Source organism: Chryseobacterium sp. FR048 (assembly GCF_056844665.1).
In genome coordinates this window covers 277467-298246 of sequence record NZ_JBXDSE010000006.1, presented here as the reverse complement: position 1 = coordinate 298246, position 20780 = coordinate 277467, and the positions used below count along the sequence as shown (strand labels likewise).

Sequence of the window (20780 nt, the reverse complement as noted above, 5' to 3'; positions counted from 1 at the left end):
ATCAATGACTCAGAATATCAATAAACTCAATACAGTTCTTAGCTACGTAAAAGATACTTTCGTAGGAAAAAATGATGTGGTAGATCTGCTTGGGATCTGTCTTTTGGCAAGAGAAAATGCTTTTTTGTACGGACCTCCGGGAACAGCGAAATCGGCAATTGTAAGAACCCTGGCAAAAACCGTTAAAGATGGTAAAAACTTTGAATACCTGTTGACCCGTTTTACCGAACCCAACGAAATCTTTGGTCCTTTTGATATTAGAAAATTAAAAGAAGGAGAACTTCTTACCAATACAGAAGGAATGATGCCGGAAGCGTCTATGGTATTTCTGGATGAAATCTTCAATGCCAATTCTGCCATTCTGAACTCACTTCTGACAGCCCTCAATGAAAAGATCTTCAAAAGAGGAAAAGAAACCAAACATCTGCCGGCATTGATGTTTGTAGGAGCAAGTAACGTTCTTCCTGAAGACGAAGCACTGAATGCATTATTCGATCGTTTTCTGGTAAGGATCAACGTAGATTATGTCAATCCTGAATTACTGCATCAGGTACTTTTAGCCGGAAGAAAACTGGAGAACGAAGAAGAAACGGAAGTGCCGGAAATTCATGCAGATGATATCCGGGAACTTCAGAAGCTTTGCCGTACCGTAGACCTTAGACCGATCTATGAAGTATATCTGAATACCATTATGAGTTTAAGGAATACAGGAATTGCAATTTCTGACCGTAGAGCCGTAAAACTTCAGAACCTGATTGCAGCCAGTGCCCTGATCTGTGGAAGAAATGAAGCTGTACTTTCTGATCTTTGGGTACTGAAACATATCTGGGATACGGAAGAACAGATCGAAATTCTGGAGGGAATCATCAACAGAACCATTGAAAAAGACGATCATCCGAATTCACATCCACAGGCTATGCAGAATAAAACACCGAATCCGGAAGAAGTGATGAAAGATGTGAAAATCCTTGTAGACAAATGGAATGACGGAATGTTGAGCTTCGAAGAGCAAAACGTTATTAAAGACAAACTGAGATACCTGCAGACCCGTTGTGACTGGATCAGAAATCAGGATCAGAAACAATATATCCAGCAAGAAATTGAAAGCTTATGGCAGAAGATCCTTCAAAGCGTATAAAAGAATTCTGGGCAGAACTTCCCCGTGCTGATGAAGACTTTCTGGGTTCCATCAGAGATTGGAAGAACGTTCAGATTGCCACCGATGAAGAAACCCTTTGGCTGAAAGGTTTTACGGAAGAACAGGCTGTGGCGTCAGAACTGCAGCAGTTGCCGGATTTTATATTGTACGAATTACGGGATGGCCTTTTGTTCAGGAAAGGAGCATTGGTTCCCAGTAGAAAAATTAGAACAGCATTGCTTTGGATGCCTATTGATAAGGCGCTGCGGCTGACATTTTCGGCCTCTAACAATAATTATTTCGGAATCAGCGAAAAAGTTCAGGTGAACCTTAAGGAAAGTGAAGAAGAGCAACCGGTAATGGCTTTACTGAGCACTATTGCGGAGATCAGAGAAAGTATGGCTGCCATTCCGAAATTTAAGCTTGAAAAAATACAATGGACCCTTTTGGGAGATCAGGCATTGTTCCTGGGAACACCTTTGCTAAGCCTGCCAGGGAAAACGCATTGGACCAAAGATGGGCATCTGTTGCCTGCAGGATTTGATTTTGAATTTAAAAATGTAAGCAAATTACTGCAGCAGAAATATAATAAAGAATCGGAAGGATGGCTGATATGGGATAAAAACGGAAACTGTCTGTTAATAAAAAATACTGACTTCCGGCCGCTTTCCATAAGCTCATTCCGTCTTACTGAAAAATCAAACGAATGGAATTAAAAGTCTATTTCCAATCCTACCAAAACTATTTCTGGGAATGGAAAACTGATGAAGATATTCCCGGTGATGCCGGATACAATGAATATAACCTCCTCGCAGTACCTGGGGTGGGGGCTATTGCCTACAGACCTTACGTGATGGAGATTCTGAAAGAACTTCAACCGCAGGGATGGCCTGTTTTTGGGGTATTGCTGATGGTTTTGTATGCCATGCAGGATGGGTATACAGACTTTGCAGGACCTCTGGGGCGTACAGCCAATTTTTACAATGAAGAAAATTTCGATTTTGATACAGAAGGCGCTGTTGAGTTTCTCGAAAAAATAAAATCACTTCCTAAAGTTTATAAACAGGGGCAAAACAGAATCGTATTATTACAGACTATTTTTAGTCATGGCTCTAAAATAGCTCCGCTTCATGCAGAAGCGGCCTTGAATAGGTATTATAAAAGACCTTACGAAATAGCAAAAAGCGCAGAAAAAAAGCAGGCCGATGCTTCCATATTGTACAGAGATTTAAAAATTCTGAATAAGAATGAACAATTTCCGACCGTACAATCCATCATTGATGCCATGAAAGGGTTTATTGAAGAACCTGAGGTGGATGATGAAGTGATAGAGGAGGAAACAACGGTGGATACAGATAAAGACTTTATCCGGGACCTGATCGAAGAACCTAAAACTTTTCAGGTAGGAAGCCTGATCAAAAGGATCTGGAGTGGTCTGAAAATCCCTATGCGTCATCTTTCTCCCGGGGAACAGCCTATCGGAGGAATATCAGATATGACCAACAAAGGAGATTTCAACAGAATGCTGCTCTCAGAATTTGCCAATGAAGATGACGTTTTCATGAGCCGGGTGGCCAATAATGAAGCCCTATACATTCAGAGGGAAATCCCCCCTGAAGAAAATATTTTTGAAAGAATAATCCTGATCGATACTTCCCTTAGAAACTGGGGAACACCAAAAGTATTGGCTTTTGCTTCTGCCATTGCGGTGATCAAGCACCCTAAAGCGCATTCCGAATGTAAGGTTATTGCCCTGGGGCAGGCGGCTGTTCCCATGTCGCTCGACAAAGTAGAAGAGGTGATTGAAAATCTCAATCAGGTAAGCCCGGCTCTGGAGGTTTCAGAAGCATTGGAAAAATTCTTTAACGAAGAACATACTGAGAAAGATATTGAAGTGTTTTTTATTACCCATCAGGAAAATATGGCGGATGAAAAAATACAAAAAGTAGTTCATGAAAACAGAGACAGACTTAAGTTTTTGGTAACAACTGCTTCAGATGGCGAAATTAACTTTTATAAACACGATAAAGGAGCCAGAAAGCATATTCAGAAAATAAAACTGCCACTTCGGGAATTATGGGCCAATCCGCCCAAACAGAAACAGAAGGTGAGCCATTTCAACGGAAAGAAAACCAACCTTCCGCTGAACTATCCGATCCTGTTCCCGACACCTGTTAACAAGGTTGCCCAATTTTTATATGAAGGAGAGTTCTTTATTTTAAGTTCAAAAAAACAGCTTCTGAAAACGTACCTTTCAGATAATTATTATGACAGGCATTCTTATGACTATTATAAAACCTTTCACGGATGTGAAGTTTTATTTGAAAATATTTCCATAAAGCCGAGTGGTCAGTTTGCGTTGGCGAAGAACAGGCAGCAGCATTTTATACTTTGTCAGTACCAACCTGGCAAAAAGCTGATCTCTAAACTTAACCTGAATACAAAAGAATATTCCGAGCAGAACCTTACCGGGATGAATATTCCGAATTCCTATGAGCTGATCTATTTTGGTAAAAGTTTTTACCTGCATCAACATGCTAATCCTTTACTGTACAAGATCAATATAGAAGGAAATCTTTCTGTAGAAACCATTTCCGGGAAGGATAAAGAAATAGATAAAAACCATACAAAAGTAGAAACTGAAGTTGCCAAACTGAACCAAAGCGGATTGAAAATGATCAGTAATTTCAATAGAATTGGAATCAATACAGATAAAGATCTGGTCATTTCCGGAAATCGGCTTTACAGTTCTGAAGAAAACAGGTTAGACTTTTCTAAAAATAAACAGGAGATAAAGGTTTTTGCGGAACAGAACAAAAATAAATTTACCTTCCCGGATGGAAGCGAAATTATTGCAGACTCCCGGGGAATACTGAGGCTGGCGAGCAGTAATAAAAGCATTGAAGAATTTTTTATCCCGTCTACCCTTGGTGGGCTTCTTTCATTGGCTACTTATACTGAATTTGGCGGATCAGAATATTATCTTCCGGAACATTCCCTGTTAAAAGTAAAAACAATGGATGAGATGCGTGACCGGTTTTTAAAAGCATTTATAGAACAGATTTTGGATTATGGAGCTTAGAATCAAACCTTTCCCGAAAAATAAATATCCCCGAAAAGGCCTTTTGATAAAAGGTTCTTCTCCTTTGGTGTGGCTTCAGGAAATGGAAATGCTTGGTATCAGCTTAGATGAGGTCATGTCTTATGCTGTTCCGGCAGACAGCCCGAACACATTATACGGATGTTTTCTCGCTTTTCATCACCAGATTCCGCAGGAGATTGGACGTAATGCTTACTTTCAGTGTGTAGATGACCGACTTTTTATTCCAGAAAATACAACATTTTATCCTAAGATCAATCCTGAGGACTGGCAGCAGCTTGATGCCCGTTTTATCATTATGCATCCCGAATTTGGATTGGTAAAACTCTCTGAAGAAATAGACTGGATGTCATTAATTGAGGAACCGGGAAAGATCGAAGAAACCATCAGAAAACCTCTCAATGGGGTTTCCATTCCTCAGAAAATAGAAAGTTATACGGTGGAAATGGATGACGATAAAGTAATGGAAACATTAGAATCCAGGCAAACCGAAGAAGAGTGGATGAACAATCTGCCCTTTGATCTGAAAAAAGTGATGGCAGGGAATAAAAAAGAAATTGAAAAGTACCTGGCATACATCGAAAAATATCCTGAGCGAGCAATAGAACTGGGCGTTCCATTAGATATTATGGGAACTTCCAGGGGAGATGGCTTTGCAAAATTCACATGGTTGGAAGGATTGTTTGGCAGGAATTCGGGAAATGGGCCGGAGAGCGCAGGAACAAAAAATTTCCGTAGACTATTCTGGGCAGTCATTGTGGTTGTCATTATTGCCAGGATTGTATGGCCGTCAGAAAAAGAAAATTCTGTAGAGGAAACAGGCCCTTCTTCGGGAAAAATAGCTGCCAATGCTGTAAAAGCACCTGCAGATATGATAGCTTTTCAGTCCGGAACCTCAGAAATTGATCTGAAGATCGATTCAATATATCATCAGAAAAGAAAAGGATTGTCTAAGGAATTGCTTAATGCAGGAATCATTGAATCCAAAACCAAAGAAGAAAAAGAAAATTATAAAAAAGCAGGTGGAAGAGAAGTGGCTGAAATAGGAAAAGATATTGAAACACTTGTCAACAAAGAAAAGCAAAGTCGGGATTCTTTAAAGACCATTTACACAAAGAAAATCAAAAAGCATGTTGAACAGAAAACGGAGAAACTGAAACGCAGAATTTCGGATTCCCTGAAGCAATATACCAAAGGAAAGCCTGTAAACGGTGATGTGGTGAAATATCTGCTGAAAAGAAAGCAGGTTCTCATGGAAGACTCTCTGGGAAAACTGTATGGCACCTTAGATATTGTAGATCCTGCTTCAGCATCCATAGACCGATCCAAAGTAAAAGCTATTGATTCAGAAGGCACACCTTTAGAAAAAAAGGCTCCTGTTTCAGATATTCTGTATATGGTAATACTGATGATTGCAGCAGTAGGACTTTATTCCTTCTTCTTTAAAAATAAATCTTTAAACCTCGGTGGAGATGACGTTCCTGCCTGGGTGAAAATACTTTTAATAGCAATACTTGTGGCAATGTTGGTGTATCTGTTTTATCCGTTGGTGAAGATGTTTGGATACAATTGGTTTGTATGGGTTCTGGTCATTTGTGTGCTGTTGCTGCTTTACCGACTGTTTAGAGAAGATAAAACCATTTTAAATTCCGACGAAGATGAATAAACAGAAATTTATAGACAAATTCATGGCGGCCTTTGTACTTCTGGCCATGTTTAAGATCATCGGAATTGTAGCCCAACTGTTTCATGAGAGCTTTTGGAGTGTTGTCGGAACATTGATTATCTTTTTAATCGTAGCATTTATTATCCTTCTTGTCATCACTTCTTTAAAAGATAAAGAACGAAACGAACGAAATGCAGGAAAAAAAGGATCCGGTGGAGGAAGCTTTTATCTGGAAAACTCCCTTTTTGACAGAATCCGGAGTAAATACGAAGAACTAGCCGAAAAATATATTGCCGAAAACGACTATAAAAAAGCAGCAAAAGTCTATATGAATCTGCTTCAGGATAACTACAGAGGAGCAAAAACATTGGAAGCCGGTGGGTTTTATAATGAGGCCGCGGTAGTATATCTTAAAAAGCTGAAAAATAAATCTGATGCCGCAGCCTGCTACGAAAAAGCAAAACAATATAAAAAAGCCATCGACCTTTACAAAGAAATGGAGCAGAAAGAGAAAGTAGGCGATCTCTATAAAGAAATCAATGACCTTAAAAATGCCCATACTTACTATCAGATGGTGGCTGATGACTATACTACGAATAATCAGATGGTAAAAGCTTCCCTCGTATACCGCAAAAAAATGGAAAAAGCAGAAGAGGCCCAAAAAGTTTTATTGAAAGGCTGGGAAGAAGATAAAGATCCGTTCAATTGTCTGAATAATTATTTCGCCAATATTTTTGATATGAAAAAACTCACATCAGAAATCCGGGATCTGTATGAAAAAACTCCGGCTCACAAAAAGCTTATTTATCTGGATGCCATGAAACATGAATTTAAAAAATCTCCTGAACTGCAGACCACAACCCGGAATATTGCCTATCAGATTATTTCCGAGAAAGTAGAAACCCGCTCAGAGATCATCAATGAGCTGAAACACTTTAATCCGGAAGATGAGGTGATCCTGAAAGATATTTCGAGGTTTAAGACGGGAAGGAATAAAATGTTTAGGAATTGATGATAGATACAAGATACAAGATACAAGATCTTGTCGCTAAAGTTCAATATTTGCTTGGCTGGATCAATAGGGGTGGGCTTTAGCCCACCTGACAAAAAAATAAAAACCTTCCATTGGCTTTAGCCAAAATTTAAAATAATCAATGGCTAAGCAATCCCATGCTTCATCAGAGCAATTTCAACGGATGCTTTGCCCCCTAAAATAAAACATTCGCAAAATAGAACCTTGCATTAAAATCAAGGTCAACTGTTTTAATTTAATACCAAAAGAAAACTGAAAATGGATAATACCTCAAAATATCTTCATTTTAAATATGACCATAAAAATCCTTTTGAAATTGTACAGGAAATGGTGTCGCAAGGTAAGACGCCTTTACATGCAGTAAAAGAAATAAGAACTATATTTCCTGATTTCTCTCTGATGGAGGCTAAAGAGGTCGTTACGATTGCAACGTCAGAATTCAAAAGTCTGTATGATTACCAGGGAAGCCTGTTACCAGAACTTGAAAAATTATTCGATGAAGAAATGGATCAATGATAATGCAGCTAATAAAGGCAAGGTCAACCTACTTCTGATTTAACGAAGAAACAACGATTATAAGCCATTTTTTTATTCCCACACCTTGCGAAAATGATAAAATAATACAAAAAATATTTATCTTTGCACCAGAAAATTATGACAATACAAAGAGCACATATCAATGCAGAACTATTAGGAAGTCCTTCTACTAAAGGGTTTTCCGGATATGAAGGAATGATATGGAATGAGGCGAAATGTGCTGACTTTGGAAATTATTTACTGTAAACTCGTAAAAAATTAATCAAAATATTGCAGAAACGCCTCGATTTTTCGAGGCGTTTTTTGTTTTTTAGGTCAGAAATTATTTAGAACGAAAAAAAATAACCATAAACATGAAAATTTTTTAAATAAAAATGAACAATTAATAAGCCAATAGATAGTGATAAGTAACCCAGTGAGAGACAGTCATTTAGGTATTTAAGGAATCCGCAAAGTATTGCGGACAGAATCTTCTTATTCTAAAAACAAGATATAACTAGCTGATTTTCAGTGATTTATTTTGAAAATTTATTTGCGGATTTCAAAAATTCATATTTACTTTGCAACCGAAAATTGAAAGCAACAAGTTTTCAGGATTCATTTAAAAATAATTTAGAAACAAACAAAAAATAAAATGAAACAATTACACAACATATTCAATCAATATTCAGAACTATTCGGACAAGAGCCGGTAGGGAAGCTGTGTATTCTTGATAGTGAAATTGTGGATGAAAGGTGCTTATATACGTGGGTCAGCTAATGATCTTTTACGTTAAAATATATGAAGCGCCTCCCAAAAAGAGGCGCTTTTTTTATGGTTTCTTTAGCTTATTTGGTAAAGCGCCAGTCTGTGGAACTGGAGAACAGGGTTCGATCCCCGGAGATACCCAACAATATAAAATCCCATGGCTCAATTGGTTAGAGCATCGACCTGATACGTCGAAGGTTGAAGGTTCGAATCCTTCTGGGATTACAGATAAAATCTCATAGCTCAAATGGTTAGAGCACCGGTCTTTTAAACCGGGGGTTGAAAGTTCAAATCTTTCTGGGGTTACAAAATAAAGGTCTATTGAGGTAATGGTAACCTGCCCGACTGTCTCTTGGGCACTGCGAGTTCGATTCTCGCATAGACCGCAAAGGTTCATAGAAAAATAACGCTCCGGCTGTCTCCCGGAAAAGAATTTTGAAGTGAATCTGCCAAACTGGAAAGATAACGGTGGTTGTTTACCCGCCTTGGACGCGGGAGGTCGCAAGTTCGAATCTTGCTTTCCAGACTATTGGTTCCATTAGCATAGTGGTAAGTGCATTCGGCTTTCTACCGAACGACAAGGGTTCGACTCCCTTATGGAATACAAATGATTTCGTAGCTCAAGTGGTTAGAGTGTCGGTCTGATACGCCGAAGGTTGAAGGTTCGAGTCCTTCCGGAATTACAGTAACTAAATGTTAATTGTTTCAGGAGAAAAAGTAAAAGTTTGTCGAGAGCAGAAGATCTTTACGCCAAACACGAAAAATACAGACAGGCTTTTTCTTATCTCTCCAAAAAAGCAGTTAGAATAAAAAATATCATTTATAAAATTTTAGGTAAAAATAAAGTTTGTTGAGCGCAGAAGTTCTTATATCAAACAATTTTAGACAGACTTTATTTTTTTAATCTGATGGTTCGCCGAAGTGGAAGAGTCGGGGCGGTCTGCAACACCGTTGTGAAAACTGAGTGGGTTTGAATCCCATAGCCATCTCTAAATCGGAGGTTAAATAAGGTACTGGCAGACCATATTCCTCTTATGAAATATCCTTTATTAACAAAAGAAAAAGGCTGTCGAGCGCAGACGATCTTTAGCCAAACATTCAATACAGACAGGCCTTTTCTTTTTAAAAAACAGGAGAAATAAAAATGGAGAAATATCCATTCGTAAAATCCGGAAGTACGCCGAAGTTGGAGAGTCGGGGCAGACTGTAAATCTGTTGCTTCATTGCTGAGTAGGTTCGAATCCTACTACTTCCACATACCACTGATAATGTAATGGCAGCATGCAGGAACTGTACTCTTGTTGTTTAGGTTCGATTCCTAGTCAGTAGGTTTTATGCTCTATTCGTCTAACGGTCAGGACGCCTGCCTTTCGAGCAGAAAAAAAGGGTTCGATTCCCTTATAGAGTACTGGATGTGAAAGAACTGGTCAATCGTAAATTGACAATAATACCATGAAAGTTCAAATTTGAAAAATAAATTGGCCAGTTCCCATTCACAAGAAATAAGAAAAAGAAAAGGTCTGTCGAGCGCAGAAGATCTTTAGTCAATAAAAATAGAGACGACCTTTTTATTTTCTGAAGGCAAAAAATAAATGATCACCTATGATCAGTCATCAATTTAGGAAAAGAGAAAGATTTGTCAAGCGCAGAAGATCTTTACAAACAAAAGCAGGCATAGTTTATAAATAGAGACAGAGCTTTCTCAGCCCTAAAATGATCAATAATCAGTAATGAGGATCATCATTACAAACCGTAATATTCAAATTACTCATTACCGATTATTCATGATGCATAAAAACTGCGGGAATGGTGGAAATGGTAGACACACTTGATTTAGGCTCAAGGTTTTGGGGGTTCGAATCCCTCTTCCCGTACTCAACATAAATGATAAGCAATGAGTAATTACGATAGTATTTATCAACGGTTACTCAGGCAAGGAAGAGTGGTGTAGCAGGTCTGCACGCTAGTCTGAAAAACTAGAGGTACAGGTTCGATTCCTGTCTGTTCCGCAATCAGTGGTGAATTTTTGAAATTGACCATAAAATGAATTAACGATTCACAAATTAATTTAAAACAAAATTTAAAACATGTAGAAAAAATGGAAACGCAACAACAAACATGGCAGAACATGAACGGAAAAATTTTCCAGGACCCTATCACACAACTGGTAGAAAAAGCCATTATTCGCGAACAGGCCAGCGGACACCGTCTGAAAGTATGTGTGGGATCAGATTCTCACGTATATGGAGAAGCTATCAATTATGCTACGGCAGTAGTATTCATTCGTGAAGGAAAAGGAGCGTTTACCTTTATCAGAAAAGAAAGAGAAATACAGAGTATCAGCATCAAGGAGAGAATGTTGAATGAAGTCAACAAATCCGTAGAAATTGCCTATGCAATCTGTTCTGTATTGGATACTTATGGTGTGGAAATGGAGGTACACGCAGACATTAATACCGATCCGGATTTCAAATCCAATGTCGCATTGAAAGATGCAATGGGATACATTCTGGGAATGGGATATGTGTTTAAAGCAAAACCTTTTGCATTCGCAAGTTCCAATTGTGCTGATATGATGGTATAAAATAATTTGAAGCCTGAAGCTGGAGGCAGGAAGTAAATTATACAATGTTAAAAACTTCCAGCTTCAGACCTCCAATTTCCAGCTTTAGAATACAACGATATTCCCGGTCTTTCAGGATTTCCTGAAGATGCAAAGCTGGAACTGTCAGATATTGTAAAAAGAAAATAAAAGAACCTTAAAAACAAGTAACCATGTTTTTTTTAATTCAGGCTAATGTATACTTAGACCCCGAACATTATAAAATTTTTGATGCATTGGAAGACTTGAATATTGACTATGAGGTCATTAATATTCCGCCAACTGCAGAAAAAATAGATTTCGAAACAGATAGAAAAGATGTTTTCGTATATGGTTCGGTGACTATTGCAAGATTGGCAAAGCAGTATTCAGACTGGTCTCCGGGTTCTTTTTATGGAGGTAATCACCTGTATGAGGTATATTCTCAGTATTATGGTGAACATCTTCTGAATCATACAATCTCCGTTTATAAGATCTCTGAACAGCTGAACTGGAAAAAAGGGGAGGTGAAATTCATCAAACCTTATGAAGAAGCGAAAATCTTCACAGGAAAAGTATTCACAGAATCAGAATGGAAAGACTTTGTTTTTGAAGCATTGGAAAACCCGGCGAATAGAATTACAGAAGAATCTCTGGTTCAGATTTCAGAAGCCAAACAGACCATAAAAGAAGCGAGGCTTTGGATCGTAGGCGGGCAGATCATCGATGGTGGATATTATAAATTTAATGATCAGGCACCCTTTGAAGAAACAGTTTCAGATGACGGGTTCAGATTTGCCAATGAAATGATCCGGCTTTTCAATCTTGAAGAAGCTTTTGTAATGGATATTTGTTTAACCGATGAAGGCTGGAAGATCGTTGAGGTCAACTGTATCAACAGTTCAGGATTTTATCCCAATACCAACGTGAAAAGTGTGATCAAAGCATTGAATATCTACTTTTCAAAATAGAAAAAATAACAACATGACTCATAATAGAATAGCCGTTGTAGGCTTACACGAACAAGAATACGAATATATAAGGAAACATTATGATGGCCTTATGATCTGGCATCAGTCGATTCCGAAAATAAAAGTTGTAGACGGAACATTATACGTAGAAAAAGCACAGGGAGTAGGGATGCTTCCGGTAGACAAAATCGTGTATCACGGTATTTTTGAAGATGATCTGGATTTTATTGCCGGTCTTGCCTTGTGGAATGGCCCAAGTTTTCCTGATGCTCATGGCATGCTGGATTGCAGACTCAAGATCCCTTGTCTGGCCAAAGCGATGAAATATTCAAAGTTTAATTCCCAGAGAGGATTTATCTCCAAAGGAGCTTATGTAAATACACAAACCGAATTGGTCGCGAAATGGGGCAATTGGCATTGTGGTGAGAATAAATATAAGTTTACAGGAAGTTGGGAAAGTACGGAGAACGCAGTTCTTGAACCTTATTTTGAAGGAGATGCCGTAAGAGTTTTACATATTGGCGGAAAATCCTGGCAGATAAAACTGGAAGGTGGGACATGGCTGAAATCAATTCATCCTGATAACGCCCAATTTATGGAGATTGATCCTGAACTTTTGGAAGATACTTTAACTTTAAAAGAAAAGATAGGAATGACGGTGATTGCCAATGATTATATCGTTCAGAAAGATGGAACAAAACATCTGTTGGAGATCAATCATATTCCGAATATCACAAGATTTGAAGAAGTAAGACTACACTTTCTGGAAACTGTAGCAGAGTGGATTCATAAAAATTAAAACAATGGAAATAACGAAAAGATTATTGTTTCTGGATGATATAAGATACCCCATTGAGGCCTATCATTATACCAAACAGGATATTTTCCTCAGAAGCGATTGGCATATCGTTCGGAATTACGAGCAGTTTGTCAACAGGATTTTGGAAAAAGGTCTTCCGGAAATGATCTCTTTTGACCATGACCTTGCTGATGAACATTATCTGAAACCGGATACCGGAGAATTTGTAGAAAAAACAGGCTACGATTGTGCCAAATGGCTTACAGAATATTGCATGGAAAACTATCTGGACCTGCCAAAATTCTACAGCCATTCTATGAATCCTGTAGGAAAAGAAAATATTATCCGTCTTTTGGAGAACTTTAAAAAATGGTAATGGACATCTTTATAGTAATTCAGAATATTAAAACCCATCTGAAATTGAGCTTCGACGAAGTTGACAGGTGGTGTGAAAAAGATAAAAATACATTGAACTATCAGCCTTCAAATGGAGGCTGGACGGTTCAGCAGATTTTAGAACATATCTATCTTACAAATTTCTATCTGCTTATCCTGATTGATAAAGGGGCGAAAAAAGCAATGCGGAATTCCCTCGATCTTGATCTGGAATCTGAAATAAAAAACTACAGTTTCGATCAAGAACATTTTGAAAAAGTAGGTGAACACGGAGCCTTTGAATGGATAAGACCGGAACATATGGAACCGAAAGGAGAATTGAAGTTAAGTGAAATCAGAAGTTTAATTGCTCAGCAATACCATCAATGTTTAAACTATTTGAACATCATGAAAAATGGAGAAGGACTTCTTTGCAAAACGACAATGACGGTGAATGAACTGGGGAAAATCAATGTGTACGAATACATATATTTCCTCTCCCTTCATGCTCAGAGACATCTTACCCAGATGGAAAATAACGAAAGGGAACAATTTAAAAATTAAAGAAATGATTTTCAAAACATATAACTCCATAGAAAATGCTTATCAGACCCGCGTGATCGATCAGATCAGAATACAGGGTTTAGGGGATGAGGTTTTCATCGTGCAGGAAAAAGTTCACGGTGCCAATTTCTCTTTCTTTACCGATGGAAAAGAGATTAAGATCGGCAAGCGAACCGCTTTCATCGAGAAAGATGAAAAATTTTTCAATGCACATCAGATTTTGGAACGCTACAGAAAAAATGTAATAGAAGTGTTCCGAAAAGTAAAAACCATGCATCCGGATGTTGAAACTGTGGTGATCTACGGTGAATTGTTCGGTGGTGGTTACAAACATAAAGAAGTAGAACCGGTAAAAGACGCTGTGAAAGTGCAGAAAGGAATAGAATATGCACCTCACAATGACTTTTATGCCTTCGATATTAAGCTTAACGGGATTACCTATCTGGATACAGAAGTGATCAATGATATTTTTGAAGAGACAGGATTTTTCTATGCAAAAACCCTTTTTCAGGGAACTTTGGAAGAAGCGTTGAAGTTTCCCAATGTTTTCAATTCAAAAATTCCGGGTTGGTTTGGGCTTCCGGAGCTCAACAATATGTGTGAAGGAACCATCATCAAGACTTTAAAAACCAGATATTTTGGAAACGGTGCAAGAGTCATTCTGAAAAACAAGAATGAAAAATGGATCGAAAAGTCTAAAATGGTTAAAAAACAGGAGAAAACCGTTCAGAAACAAATCCATTTCAGCGAAACAGCTCAGAATACCTGGGAAGAAATCCATAAATATGCGACCGTAAACCGTCTGAATAACGTTTTGAGCAAAATAGGTGAGTTTGAACCTAAAATGGTAGGAAAAGTAATTGGCCTTTTTGCAAAGGATATTTTGGAGGATTTTGAAAAAGATTTCCCAGCTGCTTTCACTGTTATTGAGAAAGAAGAGCATAAAAGAATCAACAAGAAGTTGAATTCTTTAGTGATCGACATTGTTAAAGAAGAATTAATTGAAGCAAAAGCGTAGGTTGGATATAATTCAGCGAATAAAAAACTTTTGTCGTTAAAACAATTAGAAATGAAAAAGATAAGTACATTATTCAAAAAAGATATAAATAATTTAGGAAGAGTTATTAACGAAATTAATCCTGAAAACAATTGGGTTTTTGATGGAAAAGCTATTGCTACGCAAAAGTTTGATGGTTCCGCATGTGCGGTGATCAATGGGAAATTATACAAAAGATACGATGCCAAAAAAGGGAAAACAGCTCCTGAAGGCGCTATTCCATGTCAGGAAGCAGATCTTATTACAGGTCATCATCCGCATTGGGTAGAGTGTAGTATGGAGAAAAAAGATGATCAATACTTCTGGGAAGGTTTCAATGCTTTGGCTGTATCAGGCAAGGTAGAAGATGGTACTTACGAACTTATCGGTGAGAAAGTACAAGGTAATCCTGAAAATATTAAAGGTCATTTACTGGTAAAACATGGCCATAATATACTTAGTTTGGAAAGTCTGGATTTTGAATGGATCAAAAACTTTTTGAGCAATCCTGAGAATAATATGGAAGGTATTGTTTTTCATCATACAGCAGACAGTCGTATGTGTAAGATCAGGAAATCTGACTTTGGTGTACGCAGAAAAGCGATAAAAGAACGTATTGTTTAAAATAAAGATGAAGTTTCGGTAATTTATTTTATCGGAACTTTTTTATGTATCAAGGTAACCACAAAAAATTGAAGACTTTCGTTATTTTTAAGCAATAACTAAGTTTAAAAAATATACTCAGAATTTTTGAGGGCCAATAGAACAGTCGAAGGTGCAAAAATTCCCCTCCTCTGGAGGGGTGTCAAAAATTCAAAGAATTTTTGACGGGGTGGTTAAAAAAAGAAAAAAATGTTACAGGCAGAAATAAAAAGTCTTTTAAGAGAAGACATCAGTATATTAATAAAAGTTCCGAATTCCGGAAAGCATTATTTATGTGATTGCGGAGAAGCAAGTTTGTTGACGGTAAAAGAAGTACAGTCAATATCAGCACTGTTTATCAGTCATACCCATATCGATCATTTTTCAAATTTTGACGGAATTTTCAGACATCAGATCGGAAGCGGAGAAAAAGTGGTGATCTGCGGTCCCAGGCATATCCATCAGCAGGTAGAAGCGAGATTAAAATCTTACACCTGGAATCTGATCGATGAAAAAGCAATTGAATATGAAATCCGGGAGATCGTTTCAGAAGAAGAAATCAATATCTATAGCCTTCGTCCCCCTCACTGGAACCTTGAATTTGTAAAAACTCAGAATTTCCTGTTTGAAGATGAATACGTCAATGTTGATTTTGCAATCCTGGATCACAAAACAGACTCTGTTGCCTATCTGTTCAAAGAAAAAGATTCAGTCACGTTTAATGAAAATGCTTCCGGTTTCAGAAAAGGAAAATGGATCAGTGAACTGAAAGCAGCTTTTGAAAATAATGATCCCAATAAGGAAATTGAGATTGAGATTGAGGGAACTGTTTATCAGGCAGAAGAATTATTTTCTCTACTGACCCGCAATCCCGGATATAAACTGGGAGTGATCATGGATCATGCCGCCTCCGAAGAGAATTATGCGAAAATAAAAACAGTTTTTGAAGGAGCAGATCAGGTGTGTATCGAAACTTTTTACAAAGATTCAGACCAGAAGTTTGCCAAGTTGAATTACCACAGTTTTGCTTCTGCTTCAGGAAAAATCATGCATGAATGCAAGGTGAAAGCAGCCATTCCTATTCACTTCTCCAGAAGATATACGGAAATCGATCAACAGGAAATTGAAACCGCTTTTTATAAGGCGTTTCAGAATAATTAATTTAAAATAACAAATAATAAAGTCGCAAAAGCTTTACCCATGAACCACTCACTTGTCATGCCATTGGAATTGAAACCAAACATATAGAATATTCCAATCAACGGCACAAATATTCCCCTCTTCCGGAGGGGGGCAAAAATTCAAAGAATTTTTGACGGGGTGGTTTACCAACACTTATTGCGACAAACAAACAACAAAAGAAATGAAACCCAATATATTCTTTACAGCAGACAATCACTTTGGTCACGAAAATATTATAAAATTCTCCGAAAGACCCTTTGAGTCTCTGGAACAGATGAATGAAGAAATGATCAGAAGATGGAATGAGAAAATTGAACCTGGAGACACCGTCTACCATCTGGGCGATTTCAGTTTAGGAAAACCGGATTTTACAAAAGAGATCTTAGACCGCTTAAACGGGAACATCCATTTGATCAAAGGAAATCATGAAGGGGCGGCATTGACGTATCCAAAACGTTTTGCGTCCATCAGAGATTATCACGAACTGAAGATTGATGAATCGGACAATACAAACGGGAAACAGAAGATCATTCTTTTCCATTACGCCATGCGTACCTGGAATGGCTCACATCGCGGAGTATGGCAGCTGTACGGTCACTCACACGGAACATTGCCGGATGATGAAATGGCACTAAGCTTTGATGTAGGAGTAGATTGCCATAATTTTTATCCTATTTCCTACGAAGAAGTAAAAGAAATTATGAAGCAGAAAAAATGGACGCCACCGTTTGGTCCGAGAGACTGAGTGGAGGTATAAGAGAATTGGGACGTAGGTGAGGAATAATGAAAACGACTAACCTCCCAATCTCTGATTTTGAAGAATAAAAATCATGAAAACAACCAACGAAATATTAATTGTCGACTTGGAGGCGACCTGCTGGGATAATGACAGAATCCCGCACGGACAAAAAGTTGATATTATAGAAATAGGGATTTGTAAATTAAACTTAACATCAAAAACAATTTCCCAAAAACAAAGCATTTATGTAATTCCCGAAAGATCAGAAATCAACAGATTCTGTACAAAGCTTACAGGAATTACCCCGCAGCTGATAGAAGAAAAAGGAATCTATTTTGAAGAAGCCTGTGAAAAAATCAGAGAGGAGTACGATTCAAAACCGCTCACATGGGCAGGATACGGAAATTTCGACGGAGAGCAGATTATTGAACAATGCGACTGGCTCGGAATCAAAAATCCTTTTTCAGACCACTATCTGAATGTGATGTATGAATTCAGGAAGCATTTTGGCCTTTATAAATCAATGGGCCTTAAAAGAGCTCTGAATCATTTGAATATGGATTTTGAAGGAAATCATCACAGCGGAGCAGACGATGCTTACAATACAGCAAAAATTTTAAGTGAAATTTTGTAAATAGTCATTAGGCTGGAAGGCTGAAGCTGGACGCTGGAAGTAAATTAGACGTTATGAAAACTTCCATCTTCCTGCAACCCTCTCCATCCTTTAATAATTAAATTTTTAAACAAGTGAAAACAACAGAAAATATATTAATAGTAGACCTTGAAGCCACATGCTGGGACAGCCGGCCGCCAAGAGGTCAGGAAAGTGAGATCATCGAGATTGGTGTATGCATTATGAATGCAAAGACCGGAAAGATCTCTAAGAATGAAGGGATTTTAATAAAACCTCAATATTCAAAGGTAAGCCCGTTTTGTACAGAACTTACCACCCTTACCCAGAATATGCTGGATAACGAAGGTATAATGCTGGATGACGCCTTTGACATCCTGAGAGCAGAATACGATTCCGAAGAGCTGACATGGGCAAGCTATGGCAACTATGACCTGAGTATGCTGCAGAGCCAGGCCAGAAGATTCTATCTGGATTATCCAATGGGAGATGATCACATCAACGTAAAAACTTTATTCGGACAGCTTCATCCTGTTGTAAGGAAAAGCGTAGGAATGAACAGAGCTTTGGGGGAATTGGGATTCACACTGGAAGGTACCCATCACAGAGGGGTAGATGATGCAAAAAATATTGCCAAGATTTTACATTGGTGTCTGAAGAATTATTAAAGTTCCTCAATCAGATCAACAAAAAGGAGACTGTTTCAGTATTGAAATAGTCTCTTTTATATTTAAAATTGAAAGGATTCAGATCATTAATAGTTTCGGTCATTAAACACCGAATTTATAAAATCGATAAAATAAGTTTATCCTTTTTGATTGAGAATAAGCTCACAGATATAATTGAATAGTTCCTCAGGAATAGAATGTCCCATTCCTTTCTGCAGAACAAATTCAGCACCGGGAATGGTATCTGCAATATCTTTTCCACATTCCGGAGGGAAAATCAGATCATCCGTTCCATGAATAACCAGAGTGGGAGCTTTTATTTTTTTCAGCATCTCAGGATCATACTGATAAGAACCCATGGCCAGAAGCTGCCGGATGATCCCGTTTCTGGTCTTTGAACGAAGAAGTTCTTCCTCAATCAGAGAGGTTTCCAGATGTGGATCAAATGGATAACCGGTACCTGATATTTTTTCCGCAAACAACAGCTTCTCCTGAAAATATTTTTCTCTTTCAACCGCAGGATCAGTCGAAGGTCTCATCATCATTCCCATTATTTCAGGATGGGCAGGAGGTAACCCTGGATTTAAAGACGTCGACATAATAATAGTCAGCGTTAGAACTCTTTCAGGAAAATAGGAACCCAGCAATTGGGTAATAATTCCTCCCATAGAACGACCTGCAAAATGAGCCTTGTCAATGTGAAGATAATCCAGCAGGCCAATAACATCTTTTGCCATATCCATCAGAGAATAAGGAATATCTTCAGGCTTCAGTCCAGAGAAAAATTCCTCTATATTTCCATTAAGATCAATTTCTTTTCCGGGAATATATACAGAAGATCCGGAATCTCTGTTGTCAAAACGGATTACTTTAAAGCCTTTATCCACAAATAATTGACAGAAACGGTTTTCCCAACGGATCATTTGGCTTCCCAACCCTGAAACCAAAACAATAGTCTCTGTATTTTCCTCCCCGAATATCTCGTAGCATACCTCTACATCTCCTATTCTTACTGTTGCCATCTGCTTTTATTTTTTGTATGATATTATTTCCTCCAGAGGCAAAAGTCTCGAATCTTCTACAGCAGCAATTCGGTGTCCCATGATTTTCATATACGCTTCATTCTTTTCGAAACTGAAAAAATCGTTGACGCTTTTTTGCCTGATCAGCATGCAGATGTCCCAGTATTCATGATCCGGACCAATTAAAAACTGATCTCCTTTTCCGATAAATAAAATCTCTCCGCCACTTTCTCTTAAAAAGGGCTCAGTCTCTTTGATATATTTAAAATAAGCATCCCAGCCGCTGATTTTTTCAGAAGGCTGAAGATCCGGATATTGTGAATAATCTGCTTCTTTTTTTAATCGGATAAGATTCATATTGATTACGGAACCTTCAATGTTTTTCATAAACAGATGTTTCCCTGCTTCAAAAGTAGGAGACAAATAATTCTGTGACATTGCTTTAGTATATTTCGGTTGATGCCCCGGAAGTATAAGACTGTTCAGCCTTTTGTATTTCCTGACGATAGTTGATGTATTGGTTTTCCTGCTCCGGAACAATCACGGCAAACTCAAAAGTAAAAGAATCACTCCCAAGCTCTGTCCAGTCTTTTTGCAACTGCGCATTCGTAAATAATCCCCCGTTAAGCATAAACTTCATTTTATTTACCAGAGCCTCCAGATTTAGAGAGCTTTGAATGTATTGCTTTCCATTAGTAATATTCTTCAGAACAAGGACTCCCATTGTTATGGTGTGACTTTTAGCCTTTTCTCTAAGCTGTTGTTTTAATGCATTTTTCATATCATTTTTATTGTATATTTCCTCCCAAATCAGATAAAAACTGACTTACGGTCTGCAGAGATTTGCTCTTTTTGGATGGCAGAATCTCTTTTGTAATGCTTTCAGCACTTGTCTGTGCTTCTTCAAATATTTTTTTCCCGACCTCAGTAATGACTACATAGCTCACCCTGGCATCTCTTTCATTAGTTTCCCTGGCTACCAAACCGATTTTTTCCAGCGGGTTCAACAACCGGGTAATTCCTGAAGCCGTAAGACCGATCTTTTCTGCAAGGTCTATCCTTCGCATCTTACTTTCAGAAGATGTGCTGAGGATATAAAGAATTACAAAATCATTGAAACCTAGCCCGTGCACGCTCAGCGAATCAAACTTTCTGGAAATTACAGATTGAAGTTTATTGAAGTTGATTAAAAGTAATAATTCAGAACTAATCATTGATATATATTTGAGTTATCAAGTATTTTTATTTTGCAAATATATAAATTTTAATGAATTAAGTTATTGAATTGAAATAAAATTTAAATCATTTTAAAATTGAATTGCCGGTTGAAAATATAAATTTTCTTCAC

General features: G+C 37.8%; 22 protein-coding genes and 11 tRNA genes. 29 read left to right on the top strand and 4 right to left on the bottom strand.

The window, feature by feature from the left end; genetic code table 11:
- The first annotated feature begins 4 nt into the window (after positions 1-4).
- From AC106K_RS18105 to AC106K_RS17965, 29 genes are all read left to right on the top strand, one after another.
- Entirely contained in the window at positions 5-1138 is a 1134-nt protein-coding gene (locus AC106K_RS18105; RefSeq protein WP_482446854.1) for an AAA family ATPase, read from the top strand.
- Positions 1111-1854 carry a hypothetical protein gene (locus tag AC106K_RS18100; protein ID WP_482446853.1) on the top strand — a complete coding sequence of 248 codons (744 nt, stop codon included), beginning with the start codon at positions 1111-1113 and terminating at the stop codon, positions 1852-1854. Before AC106K_RS18105 ends, AC106K_RS18100 begins: the two co-directional genes overlap by 28 nt.
- The gene (locus AC106K_RS18095; RefSeq protein WP_482446852.1) at positions 1845-4220 is read left to right on the top strand and encodes a hypothetical protein; all 2376 of its coding nucleotides are present in this window, start codon (positions 1845-1847) and stop codon (positions 4218-4220) included. Before AC106K_RS18100 ends, AC106K_RS18095 begins: the two co-directional genes overlap by 10 nt.
- Positions 4210-5904 (top strand): APC family permease, encoded by a 1695-nt coding sequence (locus AC106K_RS18090; RefSeq protein WP_482446851.1) that lies wholly within the window; start codon positions 4210-4212, stop codon positions 5902-5904. Before AC106K_RS18095 ends, AC106K_RS18090 begins: the two co-directional genes overlap by 11 nt.
- A complete protein-coding gene (locus AC106K_RS18085; protein WP_482446850.1) occupies positions 5897-6916 on the top strand; it encodes a soluble NSF attachment family protein in 1020 nt (339 codons plus the stop codon). Before AC106K_RS18090 ends, AC106K_RS18085 begins: the two co-directional genes overlap by 8 nt.
- A gap of 279 nt (positions 6917-7195) precedes the next feature.
- A complete protein-coding gene (locus AC106K_RS18080; RefSeq protein WP_482446849.1) occupies positions 7196-7453 on the top strand; it encodes a hypothetical protein in 258 nt (85 codons plus the stop codon).
- Positions 7454-7591: 138 nt separating this feature from the next.
- Entirely contained in the window at positions 7592-7720 is a 129-nt protein-coding gene (locus AC106K_RS18075; RefSeq protein WP_185288944.1) for a penicillin-binding protein, read from the top strand.
- 576 nt (positions 7721-8296) lie between these two features.
- Positions 8297-8364: transfer RNA gene (locus tag AC106K_RS18070), tRNA-His, on the top strand.
- A gap of 9 nt (positions 8365-8373) precedes the next feature.
- Positions 8374-8447: transfer RNA gene (locus AC106K_RS18065), tRNA-Ile, on the top strand.
- A 7-nt stretch (positions 8448-8454) separates the two neighbouring features.
- Positions 8455-8528 (top strand) — tRNA-Lys (locus tag AC106K_RS18060).
- Positions 8529-8537: 9 nt separating this feature from the next.
- Positions 8538-8608, top strand: a tRNA-Asp gene (locus AC106K_RS18055).
- Between the two features lie 68 nt (positions 8609-8676).
- Positions 8677-8748 (top strand) — tRNA-Pro (locus tag AC106K_RS18050).
- Positions 8749-8754: 6 nt separating this feature from the next.
- Positions 8755-8826: transfer RNA gene (locus AC106K_RS18045), tRNA-Glu, on the top strand.
- Between the two features lie 5 nt (positions 8827-8831).
- Positions 8832-8905, top strand: a tRNA-Ile gene (locus AC106K_RS18040).
- A 488-nt stretch (positions 8906-9393) separates the two neighbouring features.
- Positions 9394-9477: transfer RNA gene (locus tag AC106K_RS18035), tRNA-Tyr, on the top strand.
- Positions 9478-9558: 81 nt separating this feature from the next.
- Positions 9559-9630, top strand: a tRNA-Glu gene (locus AC106K_RS18030).
- Positions 9631-10022: 392 nt separating this feature from the next.
- Positions 10023-10096: transfer RNA gene (locus AC106K_RS18025), tRNA-Leu, on the top strand.
- Between the two features lie 62 nt (positions 10097-10158).
- Positions 10159-10231, top strand: a tRNA-Phe gene (locus tag AC106K_RS18020).
- An 89-nt stretch (positions 10232-10320) separates the two neighbouring features.
- Positions 10321-10806 carry a ribonuclease H-like YkuK family protein gene (locus AC106K_RS18015; protein WP_185288943.1) on the top strand — a complete coding sequence of 162 codons (486 nt, stop codon included), beginning with the start codon at positions 10321-10323 and terminating at the stop codon, positions 10804-10806.
- Between the two features lie 191 nt (positions 10807-10997).
- Positions 10998-11774: an ATP-grasp domain-containing protein gene (locus tag AC106K_RS18010; RefSeq protein ID WP_482446848.1), complete on the top strand. Its 777-nt coding sequence runs from the start codon at positions 10998-11000 to the stop codon at positions 11772-11774.
- 13 nt (positions 11775-11787) lie between these two features.
- Positions 11788-12573 carry an ATP-grasp domain-containing protein gene (locus tag AC106K_RS18005; protein WP_482446847.1) on the top strand — a complete coding sequence of 262 codons (786 nt, stop codon included), beginning with the start codon at positions 11788-11790 and terminating at the stop codon, positions 12571-12573.
- Positions 12574-12577: 4 nt separating this feature from the next.
- On the top strand, positions 12578-12949 hold the full coding sequence (locus AC106K_RS18000; RefSeq protein ID WP_482446846.1) for a cyclic-phosphate processing receiver domain-containing protein: 372 nt from the start codon (positions 12578-12580) through the stop codon (positions 12947-12949).
- The gene (locus AC106K_RS17995) at positions 12949-13512 is read left to right on the top strand and encodes a DinB family protein (RefSeq protein ID WP_482446845.1); all 564 of its coding nucleotides are present in this window, start codon (positions 12949-12951) and stop codon (positions 13510-13512) included. Before AC106K_RS18000 ends, AC106K_RS17995 begins: the two co-directional genes overlap by 1 nt.
- A 4-nt stretch (positions 13513-13516) precedes the next feature.
- The gene (locus tag AC106K_RS17990; protein WP_482446844.1) at positions 13517-14530 is read left to right on the top strand and encodes an RNA ligase, Rnl2 family; all 1014 of its coding nucleotides are present in this window, start codon (positions 13517-13519) and stop codon (positions 14528-14530) included.
- Between the two features lie 51 nt (positions 14531-14581).
- Positions 14582-15172: an RNA ligase 1 family protein gene (locus AC106K_RS17985; RefSeq protein WP_482446843.1), complete on the top strand. Its 591-nt coding sequence runs from the start codon at positions 14582-14584 to the stop codon at positions 15170-15172.
- A gap of 228 nt (positions 15173-15400) precedes the next feature.
- Complete coding sequence (locus AC106K_RS17980) at positions 15401-16351, top strand: MBL fold metallo-hydrolase (RefSeq protein WP_482446842.1); 951 nt, start codon at positions 15401-15403, stop codon at positions 16349-16351.
- Between the two features lie 202 nt (positions 16352-16553).
- A complete protein-coding gene (locus AC106K_RS17975; protein ID WP_482446841.1) occupies positions 16554-17117 on the top strand; it encodes a metallophosphoesterase family protein in 564 nt (187 codons plus the stop codon).
- An 85-nt stretch (positions 17118-17202) separates the two neighbouring features.
- Positions 17203-17745 (top strand): 3'-5' exonuclease, encoded by a 543-nt coding sequence (locus AC106K_RS17970; protein ID WP_482446840.1) that lies wholly within the window; start codon positions 17203-17205, stop codon positions 17743-17745.
- 113 nt (positions 17746-17858) lie between these two features.
- Positions 17859-18410: a 3'-5' exonuclease gene (locus AC106K_RS17965; RefSeq protein WP_482446839.1), complete on the top strand. Its 552-nt coding sequence runs from the start codon at positions 17859-17861 to the stop codon at positions 18408-18410.
- Positions 18411-18547: 137 nt separating this feature from the next.
- On the opposite strand, the gene AC106K_RS17960 is transcribed toward AC106K_RS17965, so the two are convergent.
- The 4 genes from AC106K_RS17960 to AC106K_RS17945 are packed head-to-tail and all read right to left on the bottom strand — an operon-like array spanning position 18548 to position 20646.
- Positions 18548-19432 carry an alpha/beta fold hydrolase gene (locus AC106K_RS17960; protein ID WP_482446838.1) on the bottom strand — a complete coding sequence of 295 codons (885 nt, stop codon included), beginning with the start codon at positions 19430-19432 and terminating at the stop codon, positions 18548-18550.
- A gap of 6 nt (positions 19433-19438) precedes the next feature.
- Entirely contained in the window at positions 19439-19870 is a 432-nt protein-coding gene (locus AC106K_RS17955) for a DUF1330 domain-containing protein (protein WP_482446836.1), read from the bottom strand.
- A 4-nt stretch (positions 19871-19874) separates the two neighbouring features.
- Positions 19875-20213, bottom strand: a complete 339-nt coding sequence (locus AC106K_RS17950) for a GIY-YIG nuclease family protein (protein WP_482446835.1) — start codon at positions 20211-20213, stop codon at positions 19875-19877.
- A gap of 7 nt (positions 20214-20220) precedes the next feature.
- Positions 20221-20646, bottom strand: a complete 426-nt coding sequence (locus AC106K_RS17945; RefSeq protein WP_482446834.1) for a MarR family winged helix-turn-helix transcriptional regulator — start codon at positions 20644-20646, stop codon at positions 20221-20223.
- Positions 20647-20780 lie beyond the last annotated feature (134 nt).